Source organism: Phocaeicola coprocola DSM 17136 (assembly GCF_000154845.1).
GTDB lineage: Bacteria > Bacteroidota > Bacteroidia > Bacteroidales > Bacteroidaceae > Phocaeicola > Phocaeicola coprocola.
In genome coordinates this window covers 88216-113761 of the sequence record NZ_DS981512.1, presented here as the reverse complement: position 1 = coordinate 113761, position 25546 = coordinate 88216, and the positions used below count along the sequence as shown (strand labels likewise).

30 protein-coding genes are annotated in these 25546 nt (G+C 44.2%); 12 read left to right on the top strand and 18 right to left on the bottom strand.

The window, feature by feature from the left end; genetic code table 11:
- Positions 1–163 precede the first annotated feature (163 nt).
- Genes BACCOP_RS18795 through BACCOP_RS18775 form a run of 5 tightly spaced genes read right to left on the bottom strand, consistent with a single transcriptional unit; the run spans position 164 to position 3520 of the window.
- Positions 164–1006: a hypothetical protein gene (locus tag BACCOP_RS18795; protein WP_007571952.1), complete on the bottom strand. Its 843-nt coding sequence runs from the start codon at positions 1004–1006 to the stop codon at positions 164–166.
- Entirely contained in the window at positions 996–1586 is a 591-nt protein-coding gene (locus BACCOP_RS18790; RefSeq protein ID WP_007571950.1) for a hypothetical protein, read from the bottom strand. Before BACCOP_RS18790 ends, BACCOP_RS18795 begins: the two co-directional genes overlap by 11 nt.
- Positions 1583–1981: a hypothetical protein gene (locus tag BACCOP_RS18785; protein WP_171059043.1), complete on the bottom strand. Its 399-nt coding sequence runs from the start codon at positions 1979–1981 to the stop codon at positions 1583–1585. The genes BACCOP_RS18790 and BACCOP_RS18785 overlap by 4 nt, the downstream gene beginning before the upstream one ends.
- Before the next feature lie 10 nt (positions 1982–1991).
- Positions 1992–2444: a hypothetical protein gene (locus tag BACCOP_RS18780; protein WP_007571948.1), complete on the bottom strand. Its 453-nt coding sequence runs from the start codon at positions 2442–2444 to the stop codon at positions 1992–1994.
- Between the two features lie 26 nt (positions 2445–2470).
- Positions 2471–3520, bottom strand: coding sequence for a hypothetical protein (locus BACCOP_RS18775; RefSeq protein ID WP_007571947.1), 1050 nt, complete (start codon positions 3518–3520; stop codon positions 2471–2473).
- Between the two features lie 234 nt (positions 3521–3754).
- On the opposite strand from BACCOP_RS18775, the gene BACCOP_RS18770 reads away from it, so the two are divergent.
- Both BACCOP_RS18770 and BACCOP_RS20150 read left to right on the top strand, forming a co-directional pair.
- Positions 3755–4402: a recombinase family protein gene (locus tag BACCOP_RS18770; RefSeq protein ID WP_007571946.1), complete on the top strand. Its 648-nt coding sequence runs from the start codon at positions 3755–3757 to the stop codon at positions 4400–4402.
- A 335-nt stretch (positions 4403–4737) separates the two neighbouring features.
- Positions 4738–5070 carry a DMT family transporter gene (locus tag BACCOP_RS20150; protein WP_008654963.1) on the top strand — a complete coding sequence of 111 codons (333 nt, stop codon included), beginning with the start codon at positions 4738–4740 and terminating at the stop codon, positions 5068–5070.
- Positions 5071–5170: 100 nt separating this feature from the next.
- On the opposite strand, the gene BACCOP_RS18760 is transcribed toward BACCOP_RS20150, so the two are convergent.
- Together BACCOP_RS18760 and BACCOP_RS18755 are read right to left on the bottom strand one after the other, a co-directional pair.
- Positions 5171–5407 (bottom strand): winged helix-turn-helix domain-containing protein, encoded by a 237-nt coding sequence (locus BACCOP_RS18760; RefSeq protein WP_007571944.1) that lies wholly within the window; start codon positions 5405–5407, stop codon positions 5171–5173.
- Positions 5408–5617: 210 nt separating this feature from the next.
- On the bottom strand, positions 5618–6982 hold the full coding sequence (locus BACCOP_RS18755; RefSeq protein ID WP_007571943.1) for an MATE family efflux transporter: 1365 nt from the start codon (positions 6980–6982) through the stop codon (positions 5618–5620).
- 217 nt (positions 6983–7199) lie between these two features.
- Here BACCOP_RS18755 and BACCOP_RS18750 point away from each other — a divergent pair, with 217 nt between their 5' ends.
- Both BACCOP_RS18750 and BACCOP_RS18745 read left to right on the top strand, forming a co-directional pair.
- Entirely contained in the window at positions 7200–7481 is a 282-nt protein-coding gene (locus BACCOP_RS18750) for an HU family DNA-binding protein (protein WP_007571941.1), read from the top strand.
- A gap of 97 nt (positions 7482–7578) precedes the next feature.
- Complete coding sequence (locus BACCOP_RS18745; RefSeq protein WP_007571940.1) at positions 7579–7971, top strand: hypothetical protein; 393 nt, start codon at positions 7579–7581, stop codon at positions 7969–7971.
- Between the two features lie 59 nt (positions 7972–8030).
- Here the strand turns inward: BACCOP_RS18745 and BACCOP_RS18740 are convergent, their stop codons facing one another.
- The 4 genes from BACCOP_RS18740 to BACCOP_RS18720 form a co-directional block, all read right to left on the bottom strand.
- Positions 8031–8345, bottom strand: coding sequence for a hypothetical protein (locus BACCOP_RS18740; protein ID WP_007571936.1), 315 nt, complete (start codon positions 8343–8345; stop codon positions 8031–8033).
- A gap of 469 nt (positions 8346–8814) precedes the next feature.
- Complete coding sequence (locus tag BACCOP_RS18730) at positions 8815–9504, bottom strand: DUF1281 family ferredoxin-like fold protein (RefSeq protein ID WP_007571930.1); 690 nt, start codon at positions 9502–9504, stop codon at positions 8815–8817.
- Between the two features lie 426 nt (positions 9505–9930).
- Positions 9931–10458 (bottom strand): hypothetical protein, encoded by a 528-nt coding sequence (locus BACCOP_RS18725; protein WP_007571928.1) that lies wholly within the window; start codon positions 10456–10458, stop codon positions 9931–9933.
- Positions 10459–10838: 380 nt separating this feature from the next.
- Entirely contained in the window at positions 10839–11222 is a 384-nt protein-coding gene (locus tag BACCOP_RS18720; protein WP_007571923.1) for a single-stranded DNA-binding protein, read from the bottom strand.
- Between the two features lie 213 nt (positions 11223–11435).
- Here BACCOP_RS18720 and BACCOP_RS20140 point away from each other — a divergent pair, with 213 nt between their 5' ends.
- The gene (locus BACCOP_RS20140; protein ID WP_080715528.1) at positions 11436–11630 is read left to right on the top strand and encodes a hypothetical protein; all 195 of its coding nucleotides are present in this window, start codon (positions 11436–11438) and stop codon (positions 11628–11630) included.
- A gap of 349 nt (positions 11631–11979) precedes the next feature.
- Here the strand turns inward: BACCOP_RS20140 and BACCOP_RS18715 are convergent, their stop codons facing one another.
- The 7 genes from BACCOP_RS18715 to BACCOP_RS18680 form a co-directional block, all read right to left on the bottom strand.
- A complete protein-coding gene (locus BACCOP_RS18715; RefSeq protein WP_007571920.1) occupies positions 11980–12195 on the bottom strand; it encodes a thioredoxin domain-containing protein in 216 nt (71 codons plus the stop codon).
- 36 nt (positions 12196–12231) lie between these two features.
- The gene (locus BACCOP_RS18710) at positions 12232–12519 is read right to left on the bottom strand and encodes an LPD11 domain-containing protein (RefSeq protein WP_007571918.1); all 288 of its coding nucleotides are present in this window, start codon (positions 12517–12519) and stop codon (positions 12232–12234) included.
- Between the two features lie 472 nt (positions 12520–12991).
- Positions 12992–13249, bottom strand: coding sequence for a hypothetical protein (locus BACCOP_RS18700; RefSeq protein WP_007571911.1), 258 nt, complete (start codon positions 13247–13249; stop codon positions 12992–12994).
- Between the two features lie 4 nt (positions 13250–13253).
- Complete coding sequence (locus BACCOP_RS18695) at positions 13254–13550, bottom strand: hypothetical protein (RefSeq protein ID WP_007571910.1); 297 nt, start codon at positions 13548–13550, stop codon at positions 13254–13256.
- Between the two features lie 12 nt (positions 13551–13562).
- The gene (locus tag BACCOP_RS18690; RefSeq protein ID WP_007571909.1) at positions 13563–13895 is read right to left on the bottom strand and encodes a hypothetical protein; all 333 of its coding nucleotides are present in this window, start codon (positions 13893–13895) and stop codon (positions 13563–13565) included.
- Positions 13896–13909: 14 nt separating this feature from the next.
- The gene (locus BACCOP_RS18685; RefSeq protein WP_007571908.1) at positions 13910–14086 is read right to left on the bottom strand and encodes a hypothetical protein; all 177 of its coding nucleotides are present in this window, start codon (positions 14084–14086) and stop codon (positions 13910–13912) included.
- A gap of 18 nt (positions 14087–14104) precedes the next feature.
- The gene (locus BACCOP_RS18680; RefSeq protein WP_007571905.1) at positions 14105–14401 is read right to left on the bottom strand and encodes a hypothetical protein; all 297 of its coding nucleotides are present in this window, start codon (positions 14399–14401) and stop codon (positions 14105–14107) included.
- 924 nt (positions 14402–15325) lie between these two features.
- Here BACCOP_RS18680 and frr point away from each other — a divergent pair.
- From frr to BACCOP_RS18645, 7 genes are all read left to right on the top strand, one after another.
- Positions 15326–15886, top strand: coding sequence for a ribosome recycling factor (gene frr / locus BACCOP_RS18675; RefSeq protein ID WP_007571899.1), 561 nt, complete (start codon positions 15326–15328; stop codon positions 15884–15886).
- A gap of 52 nt (positions 15887–15938) precedes the next feature.
- Complete coding sequence (gene rsgA, locus BACCOP_RS18670) at positions 15939–16919, top strand: ribosome small subunit-dependent GTPase A (protein WP_007571896.1); 981 nt, start codon at positions 15939–15941, stop codon at positions 16917–16919.
- A gap of 55 nt (positions 16920–16974) precedes the next feature.
- On the top strand, positions 16975–17961 hold the full coding sequence (locus BACCOP_RS18665; RefSeq protein ID WP_227994758.1) for a M28 family metallopeptidase: 987 nt from the start codon (positions 16975–16977) through the stop codon (positions 17959–17961).
- A 210-nt stretch (positions 17962–18171) separates the two neighbouring features.
- Positions 18172–19248 (top strand): efflux RND transporter periplasmic adaptor subunit, encoded by a 1077-nt coding sequence (locus BACCOP_RS18660; RefSeq protein WP_007571890.1) that lies wholly within the window; start codon positions 18172–18174, stop codon positions 19246–19248.
- Between the two features lie 14 nt (positions 19249–19262).
- Positions 19263–22298: an efflux RND transporter permease subunit gene (locus tag BACCOP_RS18655; RefSeq protein WP_007571889.1), complete on the top strand. Its 3036-nt coding sequence runs from the start codon at positions 19263–19265 to the stop codon at positions 22296–22298.
- Entirely contained in the window at positions 22295–23617 is a 1323-nt protein-coding gene (locus BACCOP_RS18650; protein WP_007571887.1) for a TolC family protein, read from the top strand. Before BACCOP_RS18655 ends, BACCOP_RS18650 begins: the two co-directional genes overlap by 4 nt.
- A gap of 230 nt (positions 23618–23847) precedes the next feature.
- Positions 23848–25512: an amino acid permease gene (locus BACCOP_RS18645; protein ID WP_007571885.1), complete on the top strand. Its 1665-nt coding sequence runs from the start codon at positions 23848–23850 to the stop codon at positions 25510–25512.
- Positions 25513–25546: the final 34 nt, after the last annotated feature.

Below are 25546 nucleotides of genomic sequence, written 5' to 3'. Positions count from 1 at the left end.
ACCCTTCCCACCGACGAATGTCGGTCGGGGTATTAGGCTCCCCCTTCCCTTTGTTCAGTGGCAGACGGGCAAGCCCGGATGCCTGCTATAACTGGAAGGATATTTGAACCTGAACCGGGGAGAATTGCCCGTGGTTATACAATCTTTGTCTGCGAATCCCTGTTCAACTTTCTTCCTGCGCCTTCGCTAAAAGCGATAGAAAGGGTTTACGAAGCGATTCGAGGCGTTCCGTCTCTTCGTCCGTACCGAAATCCGTTCCATCCGGCTTTCCGTCGATAACAAGCTCTGCAAGCTCTTTCGAGGCTTCGATGAACGCCGCCCATTCCCCACCGAGATCGGACCGGAAGAACTGCACGAGCGGTGAGCCGTCGTCGAATCTCGACTTGCGCAGAACCCGCCATAGGGCGGCATGGGCGATACACTCCAAAACGGTCTCACGCAATTGTTCTTCTGATCGGAGGGTATGCACGGATGTCGTGCCGGAATGGTTGTCCGGATAGGCCCGGCTGTCCTGTCCGGTTATCTCCGCCAAGGTCTGACGCATGATTTGTCCGCATGATTTGCCGACATCGAAAGAAGTTGCTTTGCCAATCACCCAATCGTACAATATTCCTTGTATTCTTGTGGCAAAGTCCGTTTCTTTCTGCCCACTGTCCGGCATGTCAGGCGTGCCGATTCGCAGGTGCATGGTAATGATGACGCTTTTCGCCAGCCGGATACGTTCCAACTGCCCGAATGCTTCGAGCGTGTCCAGAAACGAGCGGACGGTGGCGCGGTGCCAATGCCACTCGGATGCAAGGTCGGAAACGGTCACATGGCACTGGCAGGGACCGAGGTCGTAGTCTTGTTTCCTTAAAAACGGGGAGACGAAACCTGCCAGCGATTTATCCAACAGGTCGCAGTAGGCTTCTGTTCTTGTTTTCCGCTCGCCGACTTTTTCTTTCAGATAGTCGAACACTTCCGTGTTGGCCAGTATGGTGGCGGGTGCTTCATTTCTATTTCTCATTTTCGTTCTGTTTTTGATGATTCATATCGTGCGGATTGTATGGACTGCCATTATCCGCATTATCATGGCAGTCTTGCGTGATGATACTATGATAACTGTCGGCTAATGCTCCGGGATATTCCAGCCATTCGAGGAATTTGCGCATGTCTGTCCTTTCGGACATGACCCTTGCCGACGGGTAGAACAGGGCAGCCAAAAGAATAAAGGCGATGGTTACGGACATCGTGTACAGATGCGGCACGAAGCCGATGACCAATGCCAAGAGCGCAAACCAGACGAAACGTTTCGGCCGGTCGAGCAAACAGCGCATCCATCGGTCCGCCCGCCGGAAAGAGGCCCATGCGGCACACACAATGGTGGATGGCACAACACCGAACTCGCCGGGGTGTCCGCTCGTATAGACATAATGGAAGAGGAGCAATACGATAAGCAGCACATGGGTGTACAACCTGCGGGCCTTTTCGCTCCATATCATTTTATCGTAGAATTTTGCCATGAAGTAACGTCTGCTCCTGTACAACAGTGCCGGAAGGACGACAGGCATTGCAAGAAACACAAACTGTAATATAATCCAAGTCATAACAGGTAATAGGGTTTTGAAGGTATGTGAACGGGCCGTACCACGAGTTCCAAGCGGACAATCCCGTGGGTGGCCAAGCGGATAATGTTCTCGGTGTCTTCAGCTGTCAGGGACGATGCGCCTTTCTTCATCCGGGACTTGAATATGCCGTTCTGCTTGCGGTATGTAGCCAGTGCCGCGTCCAGATCATGCTCCGGAATCGTCCACGTCATGCCCCGGTCGTATGTGCCATGCGGTTTGCAAGCACGCAGTACCAGCGTGCGGGAAACCAGGAAATCGGTCCGGTTGTTCCTCGGAATGACGTGCTCCTTGTAGAGGTTGTCATCGGCCACCTCTATCCATGTGCGGTATGTGTCGATGCAGAAAATCATCTGGCGATATATCGTGTTTCGCATAGGAACTGTTTTACATGAAATCCAACAGCACGTCTTCCAGCTCCTTCTTGTACTTGAAGCTGCCGTTTCCGGTGTGGAGTTTCAAGTCGAGAGACAGGTCGCCGTACATCAGTTCCAACGAATCGTAAACGGTCGCGATGACGCGGTTTACCTTACCGTCCGCGTCTGTCCGGGCGTTCATCTTGAACATTTGTCCGAAAGCGGGATTGGAGTAGGCACAGGTGCTATGACCGGATTTTTCCAATCCGACCGGCACATGGTGGTAGAGCGTGATCAGCTCCATGTCGTCCTCGAATATGTCCATGACCTCCTCCAAATCATAGGGGTCCCGCAACGGGAACGTGAGCAGAACGTAGTCGCCGTAAAACTGCGGCTCCTCCATTGTCGCCACATTGAGAAGCTGCGGCATTTGCAGGGGTACGAACGACATGAAGTCATCCAGAAAGTGTCGTAACATAATCATATATCGTTTATTTTATGAATAGGCTTTTACAAAGAGGCGATGAATATCTCCATGAGCATACCGGGCAGCTCGTCCAACCGGTTGTTCTCTGACGACAGGATTTTACGCAGTGTCTCGAAAGCGCCGGGTGTTTCGGTCGCAATCCGGTCGAGGGCTTTCTTATCCTCTGGGGAAAGAAGCGTCATACAGAGGCCGTCCAAGGAAGCGTAGGGCTGGAGTATCATCCAGATGTAGGCGTGCGCCTGTTCGGGTGTCGCGATTTCGCCCCGATGTATGTCGTCGAGACAGGTACGCACGTTCTGTATCAGTCGGCGGTCGGCACGCAGGGCCATGTATATCAGGGCCTCCTTGTAGGTAATCTCTTTGCGTCCGGCAGCGAGAAACACCTCGGAACAGCACTTCTCCGTGTCGCGGGTAATGTCGGCCATGTTTGCACTGCCGGAATCGTGCAGACCGGACAGAAAAGCGCGAAAAACGGCGTCTTCTTTCTCGATGAATCTCTTGAGGTCACGACTGTCGTGTATGCCGTTGTTCAGGGTTCCGGCAAGCAACTTACGATATGCCGACAGCGTTTGCTCCTTGTTGCCACGGTAGGCAGGCCGTTTATCCAGCGCTGCGAAAAACGGGCGGATCTCCTCGGCGGAACGGTGTAGTTCCACGTCTCCGGCATAGGGAGAGAACCGCTCTTTTAAGCTCAACACTTCCTTGTAGGTGCGCGGTTTCGACAGGGCCAACCGGGAAAGTTCCGAGCAAATGGAGTCGTGTAACAGACGACATTCTTCCCGTGTGCCGGAATGGGCCTGACGGGCCGTGTCCTGCCGAATGGCTGCAGCCACGGAATCTTTCAAGGTTTGCCATTCCCCGATACATACAGTCAGCTCTTCAAAGGAAAGTTCTTGGGACTTGCGTATCTCGGAGAGGTACTCTCTGTACAGACCGGCAGGCGTGTCTTGGGGTTCCGCCAGTGATTTGCCGTTCGGACTGTCGCATGACGGGAATGTGAAAACGGCAATCGAAGCGGCAGAAAGTCCAGCAATGGGAAGTATGATTTTTAAGTATGATTTTCTACTATTCATTGTTCAATTTTGAATTTTACAGCGCAAATCTAAGTATTATTTTCAAGATGGCAAGTGTTGAAATTTGTTTTATAAGCTATTTTTAACATTACACTTAATAGTTTGATTTTCAATGAAAACAAGTGAAAAAAACGGGAGATTTAAGTGCTTTATTCGATTTTCCGTTCAAAGTATGGTTTAGTTTAAAATAAAACTGTTATATTTGTACTTGTTATCATAGAAGTGTACAATGAGATGGCAAAAGTAGGTTACATATTTAAGGCGGATCGTTACGACGGGTTCGAGGCTGACAAAGAATGGATGCAGAAGTACGGCTGTGTACAAGTGATAGAGGAACCGGTCGAAAGCGAGGCGCTACGGCCTAAATGGAAACAGCTTGTGGCGAGCCTCGAAAGGGGTGACGAGGTAGTGGTGGCCAAATTCAGCAATGCCCTCCGAGGGTCGCGCGAACTGTCGGCTTTCATTGAGTTGTGCCGTATCAAGGTGGTACGCATCATATCCATCCATGACCGGATCGACTCACGGGGTAAACTGTTTCCCGAAACGACGGTTGCCGATGTGCTGGAGATGTTCGGGGCGCTTCCCGAAGAGGTGGCGATACTGCGATATTCGTCCGCACGTGTCTTGAACCTGCAACAGAACGCGAAGATTCCGAAGAAAACGATGAAGGCTATGGATAAGGCCGACAAGGAAAATACTATTGTTGACATGTATGTCAACGGCCATTCATTCGAGGACATCATGGCGGTAAGCGGGTACAGCAGTCGGAGTTCGGTATTCAGCGTGCTCCACAGGCATGGGGTAAAACTCAACAGGGGGAAATTCAGCGGCCCCTTGGGAACCCGGAAAAAGAAAAAGGACGACAGTCCGGCGGAAGAATAACCCGTAAAACGAAAAGGGCGGCGGCAACTACCGCTTATAAACGGTTTAACTGTCGGAAAACAAGATTGAAAGGGATTCGCACTCTTGGTAACAAACAGCAGATGTTTAATTTATTAATACAGGTTAAATAAAAACGTAGTATGGAAGTAATATTGATAATCGTTGTGTTCTGGGTAGTGGGTAAACTTCTGAAAGCGGTGTTCGGCGGTTTTAGCAAGAGCGACTACCGGCGTGACCAGTAACACGTATGAGGCAACGGCGGCATTGTCTTGCCGGTTCTTTCGTGTCAGGAGTCGGAATATGATTCGTATAAATCAAAAGATGAATGTAGATAAATGAAAACTTACCTTATCTTGTTTTTGGCTATCGTTTTTGAAACTGTAGCCACTTCTTTCTTGAAACAGAGCGAACAGTTTACCAAACTCGTTCCGTCCGTATTGACCGTTCTGGGGTACGCGGCGGCTTTCTATTGCTTGAGTGTCGTACTGAAGAGCATTCCGGTAGGCATAGCTTACGCCATTTGGTCGGGAGTGGGTATCATTCTTATCGCGCTTATCGGCTTTTTCGTTTTCAAACAGCACCTCGACCTGGCTGCCATCATCGGGCTGGTCCTGATTATTGCCGGAGTGGTCGTCATCAATGTCTTCTCCAACTCGGTCTCTCATTGATGGAAGTGTCCCGTCATTGTGTTCTATACCAAACGAAAAGAAAGAAATCATGTTTTTCATCAGCATGGTTTCTTTCTTTTTTCAGCATTATAGGAAGGAGTCAAATATATACATTCAACATAAGATACAAGTATGCCTTTTCGTCCTTACTGTTATGATGTTCAAGTTCGAATTGTACCTTATCTTCACGGGCCAACCAGCCAATAGCACTACCCAACTCGGCATCATCCATCCCTGTAATTTTCTTTATCTCTGAAAATTCCCATTTACGGAGATGGTCACTATTCAATAAACGCCAAACTTTACCAGCGTTCTCGCCAATGATGTATTTATCCATAAATTATAATATATTTATTGTTATATGTATATAATATGCTATGCAAATGTACAGTTTTGATAACGAATTATTGCTTACGACCCATTAATGTTTATTAATACATCATGCATTTGGCGGAATTTTTATTCCGGATAACTGCTCAGAATGCCGCTACCAATCTTTAAACTTTTTTGATAGCGGCATTTTACATGGAACCTAAATCCGAAAAAATTACCTGCAAATTATGGCACGTTGCCGGGAATATATCCAAAATGTAACGACAATCACTAAAGTCGTCAGAATTTCAGACAACGGTAAGGCGAGCCAAATTCCTTTTACTCCCATTATGGCAGGTAATGCCATGAAGCACGGAACCAGAAAAACAAGTCCGCGCAAGACAGCAAATGTGATGGCCGGCTTTACTTGTTCCATGCTCTGATAATATCCGATAATGGAGAGGTTCAAAATAAAGAAGATGAACCCCGTGCCATAATAAGGGAATCCTTCTATCGCTATGCGTGCGGCAGTATTGTCAATGCGCAAGAATAGTCCGACAAGCAATTCAGGAAACAGGATAAAGGCGGCAGTAGAAATGACTCCGCAAACTAATGCCGCAAACACGGAAACGCGTAAGGCGGAACGAACTCTTTCCGTGCTTCCTGTGCCGAAATTGTAACTGATAATAGGCTGGGCAGATTGGGCAATGGCGTTACCTATCATGAAGACGAACGGGAGATAATAACAGCTTACTCCGAAAGCACCTACTCCGTCATCTCCCAAATGGCGCATGAATACCTGGTTGCCGATGAACAGCAATATCGCCATTGTCAATTCGCCTAACAAGGCGGATGATCCTATCTTACACTGCATTCCTATATCATGGAAGAAGAATAAAATCTTTTTTCTACCCGGACGAAGAGAATGCAAACGAGTGTCACGGGCATAGAACAACAAGTAACCCATCGCCACCGCTGCCCCGGCCAAACAACTCAGGGAGGTAGCAAATGCCGCCCCCATCACTCCCCAGCCCAGCGGGAAGATGAACAGCCAGTCGAGAACGACATTCACCGCTGCGGCTATGATGCTGCACCACATGGCGAGTTTCGGAGCGCCGTCCAGGCGCATGGCAAACAAGGCGACGGCAATCCACAACTCGAACAGCAGAGACGGGGAAAACCAGACCAGATAATCGACAACCAGCGGCAGCAAATGCTCCGACGAGCCAAGCATACGGGCGGTTTCTTCGGGAAACGCCAGAATGAATCCTCCGACGGTTACGGATATGAGCGTCACGAAAAGCATGGCTTGGGTGATGGTCGCACGTGCCAAAACGGTTTTTCCTTTCGACAAGTAAATGGAAGCGATTACGGAACAACCTGCCCCCATCATCAGTCCAACACCCATGAGTGACATCAGTAGAGGGACGCAGATATTTACAGCTGCAATCCCGTCGCTGCCCACGCCGTGTCCCACGAAAATCCCGTCGATAGTCGTTACCGCCGACATACTCAACATTCCCAACAGAGTGGGGAAAAACAGTTTCTTAAACAGAACGGAAACTCTCTCATTCCCAAAATCAATCACTTTTTCTTTCATACGTCTTTGTATTTTATATTATATGGTTTACTTCCGGCAGAAAACGACGGAAGCCGGATAAGACGATGGTTTTACCCAGTCATCTTATCCGGCTTCCATAGCCCTCCGATGAGGATTATAAAATGTCCTTTGCGTTATTTCGCCGCAAAGGTGGGCCAAAGATTTGACTTATCCAAAAAAAGTTGCATTTTTGTACATTGCTATTTAATTCTTATATATGACAAAAGCAGAAATTGTTAGCCGGATTGCACAGCAGACCGGAATAGAGAAAGAGGTCGTAATGACCGTGGTCGAGGCATTCATGGAGAATGTAAAAGATGCGATGATTGCCGGGAACGAAGTGTTCCTGCGGGGTTTCGGTAGCTTCATTATCAAGCAAAGGGCAGAGAAGGTGGCCCGTAACATATCAAAGAACACAACTATTGTGATTCCGGCTCATTCCATCCCCGCCTTCAAACCGGCAAAAGTATTCCTGAATGCCGTAAAAGAGGGAAAATAAAGGACGTGTAAAAGTTTCATTTTATTTTGTAGATTTGTATCTATTAGCGATTTAAGAGGGATTAAGTTTTTAGTCTAAAAGATAATACAGAATTGTTATGATTAAAGAATTGAGAGTTGGCAATTACGTTGCTTATAAAGGTAAACCATCTTTGGTTTGTGCATTGGATTATGATCCTAAGTTGAGAAAAGAGAATATATCCGTTGTTTATAAATGGGGAGAACCTCCGTATAAAACAAATGGAGACATTCAGCCAATATTACTTACTGAAAAATTGGTTTTGCAATGCGGTTTTAATCAGCTTGACGATTATACATTTGACAATGATGAAATGGAGATTACACAAGACTGGGATGATCAAACTGTATATTACATTACCACTCATGCTAATGAATATACGGTAAGCGGACACCGCATAGAATACTTACACCAGCTCCAGAATGCGTATTTTTGTTTATCTGGTGGAAAAGAATTAGAAGTTAACCTATAAAGAAAAGAGGCTTTTAGAACTGCCTCTTTTTCTTTATATCATGCGAGGGTATTATATATTTAATCCGTCACCTCCCAGTAATAGCTTAACTCGTTCCCTTTCAGATTCTCTTTGGCGTATTGGTCGGCTTGTTCCCAAAGAGTATTGTAAAGTACCGCCATATCCGGTCTGTTTTCATAGTATTGCCATATCTTATGGTTAAGTACCAATGTCAGTTCCGTCAAGAACTTATAGTCCCCTTTCCACTCCCTGAAAGCCCGGTTGAAAGTGTCCAAAACAGCCGCCAACCCAAATCTGTCCGCTATTGAGAAGTCTTCCCAAAAGGTTGTTTGTAACTCATAACCGTTCTCTTGCATAAATTCTTTAAATGTCATACGCTCTAAATTTTAAGTTTGAACTATTTTTTGTTTTTCCCTTTGGTACAATCCTGTACCGAAAGGTTGATTATTTTTCTGCCTATAGGATTGACGGTCGGTCCAGGCAAGAAGGCTGCGAAAAATACACTCTCCAACAAAGTCGGGGAGGAAGATTTTTCGACAGCAAGCGTAAGCGGTTCTTGACAGGACAGACAAGCGGCAATCGAACTTTGCAGAAAAAATAAGCGGGCTTTCGGCATGGAGTGTTGGGAAACGGCTGTAAGGAGGATAAAACGGGGGAAGCTAAAATGTTATAAAAGGATTACTTTCCGGCTGGATAGTCACGGTACAAAGGGGAACGGACCGCGTTTCGATAAAAGGGAAAGAGCCATGAAGATATAAAGGGGGAATTCCGGCAAAAGGATTCAGGACACATCCATTGTCAATGTATCCCGAACCTGCACCGGTCATTATCTGTACCGAATGTTTAGGAAACCCATTTGTAACCTTCGTCCGTCAGTTCAAAATATTCGTCCATTCCCGGTTTCACAAAAAACATGATTTCAAAGGCTTCGTTGCTTCTACCTTCGGGTATCGTCATGTTGATTTCTCCATTGCGGGCTGTTCCTCTTCCCGTATTGAAACCTAAGTCTTCGTCCGCATAGGCGTAATGGAATTCCACATCCGGAAATATCTCGGAAAGTTTTTGGATAAGCAGTGGCACTCCATTCCATGCCGTATCGAACCAAAGTATGTTCGGCTCTTCAAAGTCTTGGTGATAGGCATTCCATTTTGTACCCCATGTGGCGGTAGACCACTCGTACCAAGTGGGATAACCGTACTTTTTCCGATTTTCCAAATACGATGCTCCAAGTTGCAGCGCTTCTTTTCTGTCCTTTTCCGCCAATCCTTCTATCCATTGAATGGTTCTCAAAGCATCATCGTCCAATAAAAAATAGAATGGCTTCAACTGCATTGCTTCAAGGTATTTCATACCCAAATCTCCACTGCTGCTTTTTTCTATCAACAGTTCTTCAGGCATAGGAATGATGTTGTTGAAGTCGATGTAACAAGGCGTATTGTCATCATCGGTTTTACCTTTTAAGAAATTCATTACTTTTTGTACTGTTTCCCGGTCTGCGTTTATTTCTAAACGGTTTGTCACATGATTAGGCATAATCTTAGTTTTTTGAAATTGTTAATACTTATTTTCCCTTTTGTCGGTTCTTTCTTCCTGAACCGCTTTGGGGTTTTACGGATGCGGTACACGGCTGTCGGGAAAACTTCATACGGTGGCTTTCCTTGGAAAATTACTCTTACCCCGGTAAGGAAGAATTTTGCAAGAAATGCACTTCAAGCCACCGGATCAAGTGCGACGGCCTACCTTTGCATCTGGTAAAACCAAACCGGTGATGGAAAGAAGAAAAGACGGGAGATATACGAAAGACCGGGGTCGGTATAAAAGGCGGATATTGCTCCGTGAGTAGTGATAAAAAGGAATGGAGCTGATTATAAAAGGAGACGGTTCTGTGTTTCGCCCATTCGATAAAGGATACCGCAACCATCTCTGGCGGATGCGTTGCGGTATTTTGTGGACAGCATTTTATGCGGCCTTGTCCGGCTTGCGCTGCCTTGTTTTCCAGCCGTACACGGCGGCTACATACGGATAGAGGGAACGTGTTCTCCGGCGGAAACCTTCTTCGTCGATTTCACGGTTGTAAATCTTATCGGCGATACGCTCCGCTTCATCACGGTCTTTGGCGATACGATACAAGGTGTAGTTCGTACCGTCATGATGGCCCATCCGTCCGCGAATGTTATAGCCGTCGCCGTACCATTCTGCATCGTCGCACTGGGATTTCAAAATATCGGCAATGGTGCTGCCCAATATTTGATAGCCTTGTCTCCGGCCGTTCCATAATCCCAAGTTGCCGAACACGACAATAATGCCGTCCACTTCTTTATTCAGGTTGCTCCGTTCGTCGTCCAGCCAGCGATATACTTCTTCTGCCCATTCTTCATCGCTGACCTCGTAACAGTCATCGTCCAATATTTCCCGTTGTGAATTTTGATAGTATTCTTTTGCCGTTTCGTCCAACAGGTCATAGCTTGACCAAATCATCTGTTTCATACGTCTTGAATTTTAAGTTTGACTTTTGTTTTTTTATCCCTGCCTTCGGAGGGTTTCCCTCGTCCGGCGGGATTTGATTTTACGTGCGGACCACAAGGCGGACAGAAGGGAAACAAGGCAAGGAGGAAGCGGATAGTCCTATGGACGATTTCATTTGTGTTGAACAAGTATTGACGAGCTTGCGAGTTGATGGTTGTTAACCTCAAATGAAGCCGCGCCTTGCCGGTTCCCGACCGCCTTAACTTTGCACGGGAAAATCAATGGACGACGGCGGACTCTTCGTGTGGAGTATGAAGGAGTATAAAAGTATAGACGTTCCGGAACGGTAACGAGCAAAACAAAAGCGGCCTTCGGGCCGCTTTGTCTCAAAAAGGCAGGAATTACTTCTTGCCCTTCTTCGGTTTCTTTGCCGGTTCCGCAGGAACTTCCTCCTCTTTATCGACAGCCGGATAAAATTTGACTGCAACCGTCACGATGCGGTTGTGCAGCACGCCGTCTTTGTCGGTCCATTCTTCGGGTTTAAAATAGCCCTCCACGGTAAGCAGCGTGCCCTTGGTGAGCTGGTCGAACGACCCGGTATTCTCGTTCTTGCGCCACGCTTCAATGTTCATGAAAGCGGATATACGCTTGGTATCTTCGCCGTTCTTCTCCTGACGGGCCACTGCCAGCGGGAAACGTGCGACACTTGTGGTGGTGAACTGACGGACTTCGGCATCTTTTGCCACGAATCCGGTTACTGCGAAATTGTTCTCGATCTTTTTCATTGCGATTGCTTTTTGAAGTTAATAAATCAGTTTTACGGTGCATAAAAGTAGGTGCAGTAAAGGGCTGCACCAAGGATAGCGCATAAATACTCTTTATTTTGGAGGCGAAGCCCCAAACCGCAAGCCCGATAAAGGAAGATTTGTGCGATACGCCATTGGTCAAGACCATCGGGTCGCGCCCGTCTGCATACTAACTTTGCAACGAAAAACGATATGGCGACTTCAAATAGAAAGCGGTCGCGAAAAAGTCGAGGCGAAACAATCCGCAGCGGACTCGGAAACATGAAAGACCTGTCCGTCCACCGACACAAGACCGCTCCCGTTCCGGCAGGTGGGCGGGAAGAACATCAGGCGAGAAAGTGTATCGGCTGTTTGGGGTTGAAGCGGCAAGAACGATATACCGTTTAACAACCATATACGCTGCATCGTGGAAAATACTATCGGACGAAGATCCGGCAAAAGGCGTGTGCGACGTATCGATATCGCTGTCTCTATCCGGCAAGAGAAATGAGGGAAAGAAGAGGTAAAGGAAAAATGGCCGAAGTCTGCCTTGAAACAAAGCGGAGAAGCCGCCTTTGCATGAGTGGCCGTTCGATATAAAAGGATATGGCGCAGCCGAAATGTATAAAGGGGTATTTCCGAAGGAAACGGTATGAGTGTCTGTTCGGAAATAAAAGAGGGTATCGCACCCGCGTATCTGTTTTAGATTTTAGCCGGTGTAACCGGGCTGAAACTGGTACTCCAGCCCGTACTACATTTACCTTTTTTCTGTTTTGGTCTGTAATTCTACCGGCTCGTCATCCCATGTCAGTTCTTTGCCGAGAAGTTTGTAAACAGTCCCTTTGGGGAGTTCTATCTCGATTGGTACATTGTACACTTCTTCCAAATACTCCCAATGCCCACACCGGCCCCGAACGGGCTTTTCGGGCATAATCCATTCTGTTCCGTCTTTATTTACTGCCAACCATGCCATAATATCACATTTTTAGTCTGTTCCTTAGTAGTAATTTTATTCTTCTTGAGCTATCATTCTCTTACTGTATTCCAAAATTTTATCCATCGTAAGCCACTCCGGTTTTTCTCCCTCCTTGAAGCTATCATGCAGTTTTATCATAAACTCAATTTGCAATTTTTCGTCGCCAGCCCATAAGGTTTTGGGGTGTCTGTTACCGTAATTGAGGTAATACTCGCAGTCTGACCGTAAGCGGTCTAACAGTTGGTATCTGAAAACCGAATCCCTGTGTATTACTTCGTCTACCGTTACTCTTCCATTTGAATTTGTTACATCGTTTGTCATAACCTATAAAATTTTGAGTTTTCTTTTTCCCTCTTGTAGCACCTGCTACTTTCGGGCCTGATTTAATTATGTCGCCTCGAAAGGTGTCATAGCTCTTTATGCAAGGTTTCACGATTAAATACTACCCGTGCGAAGCGGAGGGTGGAGATTTTGTCGTGAACCGTCAGGCTTTGACCTTGCATACAAGAACGGCATGACAAGTACCTTTGCGACACAATTTATATCAGGCAGCCCGAAAGCGATGTGCGAACACAGGGAAGAGAAGGTCTCGTGTAAAAGGTTGATGGGCGATAAAAAGGGTTTGCAGCGAAAAGAGAAATATAAACGGGTATTCCGGGGCAGTATAAAAATTGATCGTGAGGATAAAAGGGGGATTGTGCCAGCATGTCTATTGCGAGAAAGAGGAACGGGCTGAAGCTGGTAGTTCCGGTTCAGCCCGCAAAGCGCATTGGAGGTCTTTTGCCTGTTCCTGTCAGAAATGGGCTACCATAATCCGATGTTTGAAAATCCTGTTTTTATCGCTCGGTCGCCGTTGCTTTATCCAGATATGGTGTGCTCCGTATCCGAATATGAAATAGTCGTCGAGCGTGGTTTCGTTCTTCAAGCGTTCCATACTTGCCCGAAGTTCGGTTTCGTCAGTTGCAAAAAGAATCGTGTTCATGATTCGGAAATAGATTTCTTCCGCTTCATCGCTATAGCGGCAAAAGACGTGTTCGATTGTTACGTTCATGGTTCTATTGGTTTGATTGAGGTGTTTCGGGTACATTAGTCATTATTGATTCTCCGTCTTGATTGAAAATTTCTATTGTCGGGTTGCCGTCGTTTTCTTCGGGGAGCATAGATTCCGATGTATCGGTCAATGCTTGCCACTCTTCATAGCAAAGACGGTTGTCAATGATGTTCGACACGTCCTCACAGTTCCATGAGCGGACGATTGCCTCGGCTTCTTCATAACTGTCCGCTTTCACACTGAAATAATCCCGTTCCCAACTTGTAACCTTACGGTCTTGATAAAATTTGTATTCTCCCATATCCTTGTTGTTTTAACCGCTTACTTCTACAATATCCTCTATTCTGCCGTACAGTATCGAGCGTAACGCTGTTTTGTCAATCGCATAATACTCGTGAATACTTCCGTGCTGTTTGACGAAATACCGTTTGAGGATGTCGGAAAAGTCAAAGTGATAACCGCTCAAGGCAATTCCACGTTTGAAATAGATACTTTCCCATACGTTACGGGTAATCCAGTTCTTTTCTTCCCGGTTTAACTTGCCTCCGTTGTTCAGGTGTACCCGCAATTTGTAAACCTTGCTGTCCTGCAATGTCGCCAGTTCGGGAATGTCCCATTTGACGAATTTTGTTGCTATCTGTGTCATACGTTTGCTATCGTTTAATCATGGATAATCACTTCATCACGGTATTCTGAAATTTCCTTGCCGCTTTCAAGGCGGACAACTATGGTATTGCCATAGTCGCCCACGATTGTGCCTTCCATGTAACCTTTATATGGATTGAGCAACGTGCAGGACAAACCGATAATATCGCTATCTTCTTCGTATTCGTACATAGTGAATTGTGTTTAGGTTTAGGATAACTTAATGTTCCATTTACCTTGCGAGAATATCCGAAAGCTCACGTATTCGTCCTCTAACTCGTATGTCAGTATGCGGATATAGATTTTGTCTTTGGCTGCCAATAAGGCTATTAATTCGTTGATTGCTTTTTCCGGGTATTCCCAGCGGGAATCAAATTCGGCATCTACCGTGTCGCCATACCGGTTGACAAAGCCGTTGAAATTATCGTCCAGAAATGCCTCTATCTTATTGAGGTCTTGTTTGTTTTCCGTACTTGCGTGGAAAATGTTTGTTGCGTAGTTTGCCATAACTTTGAATTTTAAGTTTTCTTTTTTCCCTCTTGTAGCATCCAGCTACTTTCGGGCTTGATTTAATTATGTCGCTTCAAAAGGTGTCATGGCTCTTTATGCAAGGTTTCACGATTAAATACTACCCGTGCGGAACGGAGGGTGGAGATTTTGTCGTGAACCGTTAGGCTTTGACCTTGCATACAAGAAAGACATGACAAGTACCTTTGCGACACAATTCATATCAGGCAGCCCGAAAGCGGATGTGCGAACACAGGGAAGAGAAGATCTCGTGTAAAAGGTTGATGGTTTATAAAAAGGGGGTTGCAGCGAAAAGAAAAATATGACGTGGAATGTTTTTTTCTTTTGGCTGTACAATGGGACCGGAGTGTTTTACGAAGTTCGGGAAAAGGTTTAGTTTAGTCCATTAGCCTATATATATGCTAAATCAAAGTAAACTATATTTAGGCAGCCAAATTTGCCTGCCTATAAGTTTTTCCTTATCTTTGTATGAACTAAAGAATACTTGCTTTTTTCTTTTGGCTGCAGTGGTTCTTGGAAGCTCACATGCAACCATCGGACGAAAAAAATCTGGTGGGAAGCTGTTCAAGAAGTCCCGATTATAAGCAAGTGCAAAGAAAGAAACAGAGTGAAAACAAAAAATTGGGAAATACCTTTAATTAACGATTTTGTTTCTTGTTTGTTCCTTAATTAAAATCGTGAAATTTTCAACAATCTGATTTTCAAATCATTATATAAACTATTTTTGAGAGATTGAATTTATTCGCAATAAAAATCCCGCTCTTTTATCATACTAAATACAGACATTCACTCATAGCCATTAGCATAATTATCAGTAAACTATTGCAGAAAAATAAAAAATCATGTATTTTTGTTCACATTAATTTAGCATAAGTCTAACCCGATAAACTTTAGAATTTTAATATGGCAGACTCAAAGACAATTCTCAGCGGAGCTGAAGAGAAAATGGATATGGCAATTATGTATCTGGAAGATGCACTGGCACACATCCGTGCAGGAAAAGCAGACGTACGCTTGCTGGACGGCATCCGCGTAGATTCTTACGGAAGCATGGTCCCCATCAATAATGTAGCAGCAGTGACTACCCCTGATGCACGCAGTATCGCTATAAAACCTTGGGACAAGAGTATGTTCCGTGTTATTGAAAAAGCAATTATCGACTCTGAATTGGGTATCATGCCCGAAAACAATGGAGAAATTATCCGTATAGGTATTCCTCCTTTGACAGAAGAGCGTCGTAAACAACTGGCAAAACAGTGTAAAGGTGAAGGCGAAACAGCTAAAGTCAGCGTTCGTAACGCACGACGTGATGCTATCGATGCTTTGAAAAAAGCCGTAAAAGACGGTATGCCTGAAGACGAACAAAAGAACTCTGAAGCAAAATTGCAGAAATCTCATGACAAGTATATCAAACAGATCGACGATATGCTTGCTGCTAAAGACAAAGAAATCATGACTGTTTAATTAATTTTATAAAGGATGAAGAACGAAGCTTCAACGACGCTCTGAAAACAGAATGCGTCAGCTTTTCTTCATCCTTTATCTTTCATCCTATAAAAATTTGGAAAAAGGCTTAGTCATTAAAAACACAGGAAGTTGGTATCTCGTCAAAACAGACGACAACCGGCAAATAGAATGTAAAATCAAAGGAAACTTCCGCCTGAAAGGAATCCGTAGTACCAATCCCATTGCCGTAGGCGACCGGGTACAAATCTCAATCAACGCTGAAGGTACAGCTTTCATTACAGAAATAGAAGACCGGAAAAATTATATTATCCGTCGTGCATCAAATCTGTCCAAACAATCGCATATTATTGCAGCAAATCTGAACCAGTGCATGCTGATAGTTACTGTCAACTATCCGGAAACATCAACTACGTTCATCGACCGTTTTCTGGCATCAGCAGAAGCTTATCGTGTACCTGTCTGTCTTGTATTCAACAAAATCGACCGGTATTCGGATGAGGAACTTCATTATCTGGAAGCATTGACCAATCTTTACACACATATCGGTTATCCTTGCTTCAAGATTTCTGCATTAAATCAGACAGATATCGAAGAAATAAAAAAAGAGCTGAAAGGAAAAGTCACCTTATTTTCCGGACATTCCGGAGTTGGAAAATCGACATTAATTAACGCCATCCTTCCAGATCAAAAAATAAAAACAGGAGAAATATCGACAGTACATAATAAAGGTATGCACACTACGACTTTCTCTGAAATGTTTCCTATAGGTGAAGAAGGTTATATCATTGACACTCCGGGAATTAAAGGGTTTGGTACTTTTGACATGGAGGACGAAGAAGTAGGACATTACTTCAAAGAAATCTTTGAGTTCTCAGCTAAATGCAAATACGGTAATTGTACCCATCGACATGAACCGGGATGCGCCGTACGTGAAGCCGTGGAAAACCATTATATCAGTGAATCACGTTATGCTTCTTACTTAAATATACTGGAGGACAAAGAAGAAGGGAAATACCGCTCAGCTTATTAATCTTTTAAATCTAACAGACATGAAAAAATTCACTTTTTGTATACTACTTGCAACCATGTCGTGGTTTGCAACTACAAATGCATATGCAAAGAAAAACTCAAGACCTACTCCAGAGGAAAAAGGACTTGCTCAAATCAACCAGGCAAATGCAGAAGCTTTTGTCCGTTTCCTGGCAGCAGATGAGCTGAAAGGCCGGGAAGCCGGAACAGAAGAGGGAAGAATAGCCGGAAACTACATTGCTTCGCTATTACAGCAATGGGGTGTTTCTCCGGTATTCGACAGCTATTTCCAACCGTTTGAAGCATACCGTGTAGAACGACAGAAAAAAGGCAAGTTGCAAGTTCATCCCGATTCAATCCAACTAATCAAACAGGGAGTACATCAAAAATATCACATGCGCAATGTACTTGCAAAAATAGATGGAAAGAACAAGGACGAGATCGTCATAATAGGTGCACATTATGATCATATCGGTTACGATCCCATGCTGGATGGTGATCAGATTTATAATGGCGCCGATGACAATGCATCGGGAGTTTCAGCCGTTCTACAGATTGTGCGTTCCTTCCTGGCTACAGGCAAGCAACCAGAACGTACTGTTATTTTTGCCTTCTGGGACGGAGAGGAAAAAGGATTGTTAGGTTCAAAATATTTTGCACAGACCTTTCCGCAAATCAAGCAAGTGAAGGGATACTTAAATTTCGACATGATAGGAAGAAATAATGATGAGTCACGTCCCTGGCATGTAGTATACTTCTTTACCAAAGGAACACCTGCCTTCGGTGAATGGCTGAAAGAAGATATCGAGCATTACAATCTGAATCTACAGCCCGACTATCGTGCATGGGACAATCCTGTAGGAGGTAGTGACAACGGAACCTTTGCCAAACTGGGTATTCCAATTATGTGGTATCACACAGACTGGCATCCGGATTATCATCTTCCGGGTGATGAAGCTGATAAAATAAACTGGGACAAGCTGGTAGAAATAACCAAAACATCTTTCCTTGGGCTATGGAAAATGGCAAATATATCTTTCTAAATATCTAAAGGATTTATAAAATATATTTTATCAAAACAGCTGTAATTCCTTTCATTCTTTAAAGTCTTACGTTTACAGGCAAAAGAATGAAAGGATTTTTTATTTGCAAATTTTTGCAAATAAGGTATTCTCTATTTAAACAATTCCTTAAGTTTGTTATCAAAGTTAATAATCATTATTTCCAAATCTTAATTTATACCATAAAAACACATGGACAAACGAGTAAAATGGGGAATTATCATTCTGGTAGGAGCCGGATTAATCGGCTTAGGAATCCATAATTTCACTCCCAAAGAAAATGAAGAACTAAATGAAGCTAGCCCAACAATAAAAACAAATAAAAAGAAAAGTCTGAATGTAAATGCACAGATCATTAAACCACATTTACTGACCGACCAGTTATTTGTCAGTGGTAAGCTTATGCCCGACGAAGAGGTAGATTTGTCTTTCGAGACTTCAGGAAAAATCATCGACATTAATTTCACGGAAGGTAGTTTTGTTACTAAAGGTCAGTTGCTGGCAAAAGTAAATGACAGTCAGTTACAAGCACAATTAGACCGTCTAAAGGCACAAATGCCACTTGCCGAAGACCGAGTATTCCGACAGAATGCACTATTACAACGAGATGCAGTAAGTAAGGAAGCATACGAACAGGTTAAGACAGAACTCGCTACGCTTCATGCAGATATAGAAAACATCAAAGCCAATATTGACATGACCGAGCTACGTGCTCCTTTCGATGGTGTAATCGGTCTGCGCCAAGTCAGTGTAGGAGCATATGCCTCTCCTACTACAGTTATAGCCAAACTCACCAAAATTACCCCACTAAAAGTAGAATTTGCCGTACCGGAACGTTATGCACGACAAATCAAAAAAGGAACCAGATTATCTTTCAAAATAGAAGGAAGACTGGATGCTTTCGATGCTCAAGTATATGCAACGGAATCGAGTATTGATCCGGAAACCCATACCTTGACAGTGCGCGCCTTATACCCAAACACCAATGGTGAACTGCTTCCCGGACGGTATGCCGACATCACATTGAAACAAAACGAAATTAAAGATGCCATAGCTATTCCATCGGAAGCCATCGTTCCGGAAATGGGAAAGAATAAAGTGTTTGTTTATCGTTCGGGTGTTGCCCAACCGGTAGATGTCGAGATTGGAATCCGCACAGAAGCAGAAGTGCAAATAGTACGAGGATTAGCCGCAGGAGATACAATCCTTACCTCCGGAACCTTACAGCTGCGTACCGGCATGCCTGTTGTTCTTGACAATATCAACTAATACCTGTCCGCCGTATGAATATATCCGAACTTAGCATCCGCCGACCGGTATTGGCTACCGTACTCACCATTATCATCTTGCTTTTTGGATTAATTGGTTATACAACGCTGGGAGTACGCGAATATCCCTCGGTAGACAATCCGATCATCTCCGTTACGTGTAGTTATTCAGGAGCCAATGCCGACATTATAGAAAGCCAGATCACCGAACCGCTTGAACAAAATATCAACGGTATTCCCGGTATACGTTCTCTTTCAAGTGTAAGCCGGCAAGGACAATGCCGTATTACTGTTGAATTTGAATTGTCTGTCGACCTGGAGACTGCCGCCAACGATGTACGCGACAAAGTTTCACGTGCACAGCGTTATCTCCCGCGCGACTGCGACCCTCCTACTGTTTCCAAAGCTGACGCCGATGCCAGCCCTATTCTGATGGTGGCCATCCAAAGCAATACACGCTCACTGCTAGAGTTGAGCGAAATAGCCGATCTCACCGTCAAGGAACAATTACAGACAATATCCGATGTAAGTAGTGTTTCCATTTGGGGAGAAAAACGCTATTCAATGCGTCTGTGGCTGGACCCGACCAAAATGGCCGGCTACGGAATTACTCCTGTAGACATCAAAAATGCCATAGATAATGAAAATGTGGAACTTCCCTCCGGCAGTATAGAAGGTAACACAATGGAACTTACCTTACGTACTATGGGACAGATGCACACGGCTACCGAATTTAACAACGTAGTAATAAAGGAAGTAAACGGACAGGTTATACGCTTAAGCGATATCGGCTATGCCGAATTGGGAGCTGCCGATATTAAAAGTTATATGAAAATGAATGGAGTTCCTATGGTAGGAGTAGTAGTCATACCTCAACCGGGAGCAAACCATATCGAAATAGCGGATGCTGTTTACGAACGTATGGAGCAAATGAAAAAAGATTTGCCCGAAGACGTTAGTTTTTCTTATGGATTTGACAACACGAAATTTATCCGTGCCTCTATTGCCGAAGTAGAAAGCACCGTATACGAAGCTTTCATTCTGGTAATCATTATCATCTTCCTTTTCCTGCGCGACTGGCGTGTTACTCTTATACCTTGTATTGTAATTCCAGTTTCGCTAATCGGGGCCTTTTTCGTAATGTACGTAGCAGGTTTTTCTATCAACGTGCTTACGATGCTCGCCGTTGTCTTGTCGGTTGGATTGGTAGTAGATGATGCCATTGTGATGACTGAAAATATTTACATCCGCATAGAGAGAGGTATGAAGCCTTTCGATGCCGGTATAGAAGGGGCCAAAGAAATATTTTTCGCTGTTATTTCTACTACCATAACATTGGTTGCTGTGTTCTTGCCTATCGTATTTATGGAAGGAACCAGTGGCAGACTTTTCCGGGAGTTCAGCTTCGTTGTAGCTGGTTCGGTATTAATCTCTTCTTTTGCAGCATTGACATTTACCCCAATGCTTGCGACCAAAATGCTTGTCCATCGAGAAAAACAAAGTTGGTTTTACCGAAAGACTGAACCGTTTTTTGAAGGAATGAACCGCATCTACAGCCGCTCCCTCAATGCATTCTTAAAGAAACGTTTTATTGCTATTCCTGTTTCTATTATCACCTTAATTCTAATCGGTGTATTATGGAATGTAATACCAGCAGAAATGGCGCCTTTAGAGGACCGTTCGAAAATAACCATTAGTACAAAGGCTGCCGAAGGAGCCAGTTATGAATACATACGCGATTACACTGAAGACATCAATGCTTTGGTAGATTCTATCATTCCGGATGCAGAAGCTGTTACAGCACGTGTGTCAAGTGGTAGTGGAAATGTCCAGATTACATTGAAAGACATCAAAGACCGTGACTACTCCCAGATGGAGGTGGCCGAAAAAATATCGAAAGCAATCAAGAGCAAAACGAAGGCAAGGGCATTCGTCCAGCAGCAATCTTCTTTCGGAGGAAGAAAAAGCAGTATGCCTGTACAATATGTACTGCAGGCGACCAGCATAGAAAAACTGGAAAAAATCCTGCCCGAATTTTTAAATAAAGTGTACGATAATCCTACCTTCCAGATGGCTGACGTTGATTTAAAGTTCAGCAGCCCCGAAGTACGGGTAAACATCAACCGAGATAAAGCAGGAACAATGGGGGTAAACGTGCGTGATGTTGCCGAAACACTTCAATATGGACTGAGCGGACAGCGTATGGGATATTTCTATATGAATGGTAAGCAATATGAAATATTAGGACAGATAAACCGCCAGCAACGTAATCAGCCGGCAAACATCAAATCTATTTACATCCGTAAAGATGCAGGGGAAATGATTCAATTGGACAATCTGGTAGAATTCGTGGAATCCATTGCGCCTCCTAAGCTTTACCACTACAACCGATTTATATCGGCAACAATATCAGCCGGACTGGCAGAAGGAAAAACTATCGGACAGGGATTGGAAGAAATGGATAAAATAGCATCTGAAACACTGGACGAAACATTCCGTACAGCCTTATCGGGCGACTCGAAAGATTATCGTGAAAGCTCATCCAGCCTGATGTTTGCTTTTATTCTTGCACTCGTGCTGATATATCTGATTCTGGCAGCACAGTTTGAAAGCTTTAAAGATCCGTTCATCATCATGCTGACAGTACCACTTGCCATTGCTGGAGCTTTGATATTCATGTATTTCGGTGATATAACGATGAATATATTCAGTCAGATAGGTATTATTATGTTGATTGGACTGGTAGCCAAAAACGGTATTCTGATTGTGGAATTCGCCAATCAGAAACAAGAAGCTGGAGAAGATAAAATGCTGGCTATACGCGACGCGGCCTTACAGCGCCTACGCCCGATCTTGATGACCAGTGCATCAACAATTCTAGGCTTGATACCATTGGCGTTCGCTACAGGAGAAGGCGCTAACCAACGTATTGCAATGGGAACAGCCGTCGTAGGAGGTATGTTAATATCTACTTTCCTTACGATGTATATCGTACCGGCTATCTACACTTACATTTCTACTAACCGAATAAAAAAAGAGAAAAAAGCATGAAACATTTTGCATATATATCACTGATAATCTGGTTTGTCACTACCCTTCCGGCCCACGCACAATATGAATACACATTAAAGCAATGTCTGGAGGAAGGACTGTTGAACAATTACTCTCTCCGCATCTCTCGCAATGAAGAACAGATAAGCAAGAATAATGCAACGCTTGCCAACGCCGGTTATCTGCCTACAATAGACTTGACGGCAGGATATACCGGAAACATTGACAATACCAACTCTACACAACGAAACGACGGAAGTGTTGTCAAAGAACGAAACGTATTCGACCAGACTCTTGATGCCGGTGTGGATCTGAACTGGACCATCTTCGACGGATTCAGCATCAGTACAACATACAAGGAACTCAAGGAGCTGGAACGCCAGGGAGCAACCAATACCCGTATAGCAATAGAAGACTTTATCGCCAGTCTGACAGCAGAGTATTACAATTATATTCAGCAGGAAATACGCCTGAAAAACTTCCGTTATGCTGTTTCGTTATCAAAAGAACGTTTACGTATCGTAGAAGAGCGCTATCACATCGGAAACTTCTCTCGTCTGGATTATCAACAGGCAAAAGTCGATTTTAATGCCGATAGTGCACAGTATATGAAACAGCAAGAGCTGGTACATACCTCGCGTATCAACCTGAATGAAATGATGGCAAATAAAGATGTAGACCGTCCGATAAAAGTAAAGGATTCTATTATCGAGCTGAAGCATTCGCTCGATTTCAATGAATTGTGGAATGCTACGCTAAACACCAATGCCAATTTATTGAAAGCTGACCAAAATTCAACTTTAGCCGAGCTGGACTATAAGAAAGTGTTGTCACGCAATTATCCTTATCTAAGGCTGAATGCCGGATATGGCTATACCCTGAACAAATATGATATCAACTCCATCCAACGACGGAACAACTGGGGATTTAATGGAGGTGTTACCATCGGATTCAACATTTTCGATGGCAATCGTCGACGTGAAAAACGCAATGCAAGCCTTGCTATACGAAATGCCCAACTTGAACGCGAACAACTGGAACAAGGTTTACGTGCCGATCTCAGCAATTTGTGGCAGGCATACCGTAACAATATTCGCTTACTCAATCTGGAACGTCAGAACTTGATTGCAGCAAAAGAAAATCACGAAATAGCCAAAGAACGATATCTGTTAGGAGATTTGTCTGGTATTGAAATGCGTGAAGCACAAAAAAGCCTGTTAGATGCAGAAGAACGAATACTTTCTGCCGAATACGATACAAAGATGTGTGAAATATCTCTGTTGCAAATTAGCGGAAAAGTTTCTTTATACCTGAAATAAAAACATTCGCAGACTCATAAACAATGCAAGTATCCTTTATATAAACAATCTTTCAATCAGCACAAATAATAACAAAAACGTCCTGATAGTTTTGGTTAAAGTACATATAATTTACCCAAAACATCAGGACGTTTTTCTGTATATATCAACAAGATACATATAAAAAAGAGTCACACATCCAGAATAAATACTATCTTTGCAACCTATAACATTCAAGCAAATACTTCAAAATGGGATTATTTATAAGAAAAAGTATTGAAACCCTACAAGCAGAAGCACAGCAGTCGGGTAGTAAAACGTTGAAACGTGTACTCGGACCAGTCAGCCTGGTAGCTTTGGGAGTAGGTGTCATTATTGGAGCCGGACTATTTTCCATTACCGGAACCGTAGCTTCCGAATATACAGGCCCGGCCATTACTTTATCCTTTATCGTTGCAGCCATAGGTTGCTGTTTCGCCGGATTGTGTTATGCAGAATTTGCATCCATGATTCCAGTAGCAGGAAGTGCTTACACCTATTCGTATGCAACAATGGGAGAACTGATAGCCTGGATTATAGGCTGGGACCTCGTATTGGAGTATACCGTAGCAGCAACGACCGTCAGCATCAGCTGGAGCCGTTATCTGGTTGTCTTTCTGCAAGGTATAGGCATTGAGTTGCCACATGCCCTCAGTGCATGTCCGTGGGATGGAGGTATAGTCAATATTCCTGCCATGCTGATAGTAGTACTCATGAGCCTGATTCTGATGCGTGGCATAGCAGGCAGTTCTTTATTCAACGGATTTATTGTTTTCCTGAAAATAGGTGTTATTCTGGTATTTGTTATTCTCGGCTGGAAATTCATTCAAGCAGAAAATTATGTGCCTTATATTCCAGAGAATACAGGTAAACTTGGAGAGTTCGGCATTTCCGGCATATTGCGTGGAGCAGCCATCGTATTCTTCGCTTTTCTAGGCTTCGATGCAGTAAGCACTGCTGCTCAGGAAACCCGAAATCCACAACGAAACATGCCTATCGGAATCCTCGTTTCTCTGCTGGTATGTACCATCCTGTACATTCTGTTTGCACATGTCATGACAGGAGTAGCACACTATACAGAATTCAAAGGACAAGAAGGTATCGCTCCCGTGGCAGTAGCTATCGAACATATGGGAAGTATAAATGCAGCAGGTGTATTCGTGCAAGCCTATCCATGGCTGAATAAAGCCATCATTCTTGCCATTCTCTTCGGATACTGCTCGGTCATCATGGTAACATTACTCGGACAAAGCCGCGTATTTTTAAGCATGAGCCATGACGGACTGTTGCCTCCATTTTTCTCACGCATCAACGAGCGTTTCCGCACTCCTGTACATAGTAATTTCCTCTTTATGATTGTAGTCAGCCTGCTGGCCGGATTTGTGCCAGCCCAAGTGGCAGGAGAAATGACAAGTATAGGAACACTGCTTGCATTCACATTAGTATGTGCAGCTGTATTAATCGTACGAAAAACCATGCCCAATGTGCACCGTACCTTCAAGACACCGTTCGTCCCCTTCGTTCCTATTATGGGTATCCTTACCTGCCTGTGTATGATGTGTTTTCTTCCGGCCGACACATGGATAAGACTTGTTCTCTGGATGTTGATAGGTCTGGATGTATATGCTTCGTATGGTAGAAAATACAGCAAGCTGGAACCGGGACAAGCACATCGTAAAGGAGATATCGTATTAAATATCTTAGGACTTGCTCTGTCTGTACTATGTATCATTACCGGATTATGGCATCAGCAAACCGTAGGATGGGATGCAGACAAAACATTATTGACTATTTCGTTCATATTTGCATTTACTCATTGCGCGTATTATATGCTACGAGTATGGAAGCAGTCGAAAGAGATAAAACCACTCGAATAAAAGCGGTTTCTGCTTAAAAGAAGTTATAAACAAT

Excerpts from the sequence above, each read along its gene's own strand:
- BACCOP_RS20150 (WP_008654963.1), top strand. The coding sequence starts at position 4,738 with ATGAAAACTTACCTTATCTTGTTTTTGGCTATCGTTTTTGAAACTGTA.
- BACCOP_RS18665 (WP_227994758.1), top strand. The coding sequence starts at position 16,975 with ATGTCGTGGTTTGCAACTACAAATGCATATGCAAAGAAAAACTCAAGA.
- frr (WP_007571899.1), top strand. The coding sequence starts at position 15,326 with ATGGCAGACTCAAAGACAATTCTCAGCGGAGCTGAAGAGAAAATGGAT.
- BACCOP_RS18720 (WP_007571923.1), bottom strand. The coding sequence starts at position 11,222 with ATGAAAAAGATCGAGAACAATTTCGCAGTAACCGGATTCGTGGCAAAA.
- BACCOP_RS18685 (WP_007571908.1), bottom strand. The coding sequence starts at position 14,086 with ATGTACGAATACGAAGAAGATAGCGATATTATCGGTTTGTCCTGCACG.
- BACCOP_RS18655 (WP_007571889.1), top strand. The coding sequence starts at position 19,263 with ATGAATATATCCGAACTTAGCATCCGCCGACCGGTATTGGCTACCGTA.
- BACCOP_RS18680 (WP_007571905.1), bottom strand. The coding sequence starts at position 14,401 with ATGGCAAACTACGCAACAAACATTTTCCACGCAAGTACGGAAAACAAA.
- BACCOP_RS18770 (WP_007571946.1), top strand. The coding sequence starts at position 3,755 with ATGGCAAAAGTAGGTTACATATTTAAGGCGGATCGTTACGACGGGTTC.
- BACCOP_RS18660 (WP_007571890.1), top strand. The coding sequence starts at position 18,172 with ATGGACAAACGAGTAAAATGGGGAATTATCATTCTGGTAGGAGCCGGA.
- BACCOP_RS18700 (WP_007571911.1), bottom strand. The coding sequence starts at position 13,249 with ATGAACGTAACAATCGAACACGTCTTTTGCCGCTATAGCGATGAAGCG.
- BACCOP_RS18795 (WP_007571952.1), bottom strand. The coding sequence starts at position 1,006 with ATGAGAAATAGAAATGAAGCACCCGCCACCATACTGGCCAACACGGAA.
- BACCOP_RS18760 (WP_007571944.1), bottom strand. The coding sequence starts at position 5,407 with ATGGATAAATACATCATTGGCGAGAACGCTGGTAAAGTTTGGCGTTTA.
- BACCOP_RS18750 (WP_007571941.1), top strand. The coding sequence starts at position 7,200 with ATGACAAAAGCAGAAATTGTTAGCCGGATTGCACAGCAGACCGGAATA.
- BACCOP_RS18790 (WP_007571950.1), bottom strand. The coding sequence starts at position 1,586 with ATGACTTGGATTATATTACAGTTTGTGTTTCTTGCAATGCCTGTCGTC.
- BACCOP_RS18730 (WP_007571930.1), bottom strand. The coding sequence starts at position 9,504 with ATGCCTAATCATGTGACAAACCGTTTAGAAATAAACGCAGACCGGGAA.
- BACCOP_RS18715 (WP_007571920.1), bottom strand. The coding sequence starts at position 12,195 with ATGGCATGGTTGGCAGTAAATAAAGACGGAACAGAATGGATTATGCCC.
- BACCOP_RS18755 (WP_007571943.1), bottom strand. The coding sequence starts at position 6,982 with ATGAAAGAAAAAGTGATTGATTTTGGGAATGAGAGAGTTTCCGTTCTG.
- BACCOP_RS18740 (WP_007571936.1), bottom strand. The coding sequence starts at position 8,345 with ATGACATTTAAAGAATTTATGCAAGAGAACGGTTATGAGTTACAAACA.
- BACCOP_RS18695 (WP_007571910.1), bottom strand. The coding sequence starts at position 13,550 with ATGGGAGAATACAAATTTTATCAAGACCGTAAGGTTACAAGTTGGGAA.
- BACCOP_RS20140 (WP_080715528.1), top strand. The coding sequence starts at position 11,436 with ATGGCGACTTCAAATAGAAAGCGGTCGCGAAAAAGTCGAGGCGAAACA.
- BACCOP_RS18710 (WP_007571918.1), bottom strand. The coding sequence starts at position 12,519 with ATGACAAACGATGTAACAAATTCAAATGGAAGAGTAACGGTAGACGAA.
- BACCOP_RS18775 (WP_007571947.1), bottom strand. The coding sequence starts at position 3,520 with ATGAATAGTAGAAAATCATACTTAAAAATCATACTTCCCATTGCTGGA.
- BACCOP_RS18745 (WP_007571940.1), top strand. The coding sequence starts at position 7,579 with ATGATTAAAGAATTGAGAGTTGGCAATTACGTTGCTTATAAAGGTAAA.
- rsgA (WP_007571896.1), top strand. The coding sequence starts at position 15,939 with ATGCGTCAGCTTTTCTTCATCCTTTATCTTTCATCCTATAAAAATTTG.
- BACCOP_RS18650 (WP_007571887.1), top strand. The coding sequence starts at position 22,295 with ATGAAACATTTTGCATATATATCACTGATAATCTGGTTTGTCACTACC.
- BACCOP_RS18690 (WP_007571909.1), bottom strand. The coding sequence starts at position 13,895 with ATGACACAGATAGCAACAAAATTCGTCAAATGGGACATTCCCGAACTG.
- BACCOP_RS18785 (WP_171059043.1), bottom strand. The coding sequence starts at position 1,981 with ATGCGAAACACGATATATCGCCAGATGATTTTCTGCATCGACACATAC.
- BACCOP_RS18780 (WP_007571948.1), bottom strand. The coding sequence starts at position 2,444 with ATGATTATGTTACGACACTTTCTGGATGACTTCATGTCGTTCGTACCC.
- BACCOP_RS18645 (WP_007571885.1), top strand. The coding sequence starts at position 23,848 with ATGGGATTATTTATAAGAAAAAGTATTGAAACCCTACAAGCAGAAGCA.
- BACCOP_RS18725 (WP_007571928.1), bottom strand. The coding sequence starts at position 10,458 with ATGAAACAGATGATTTGGTCAAGCTATGACCTGTTGGACGAAACGGCA.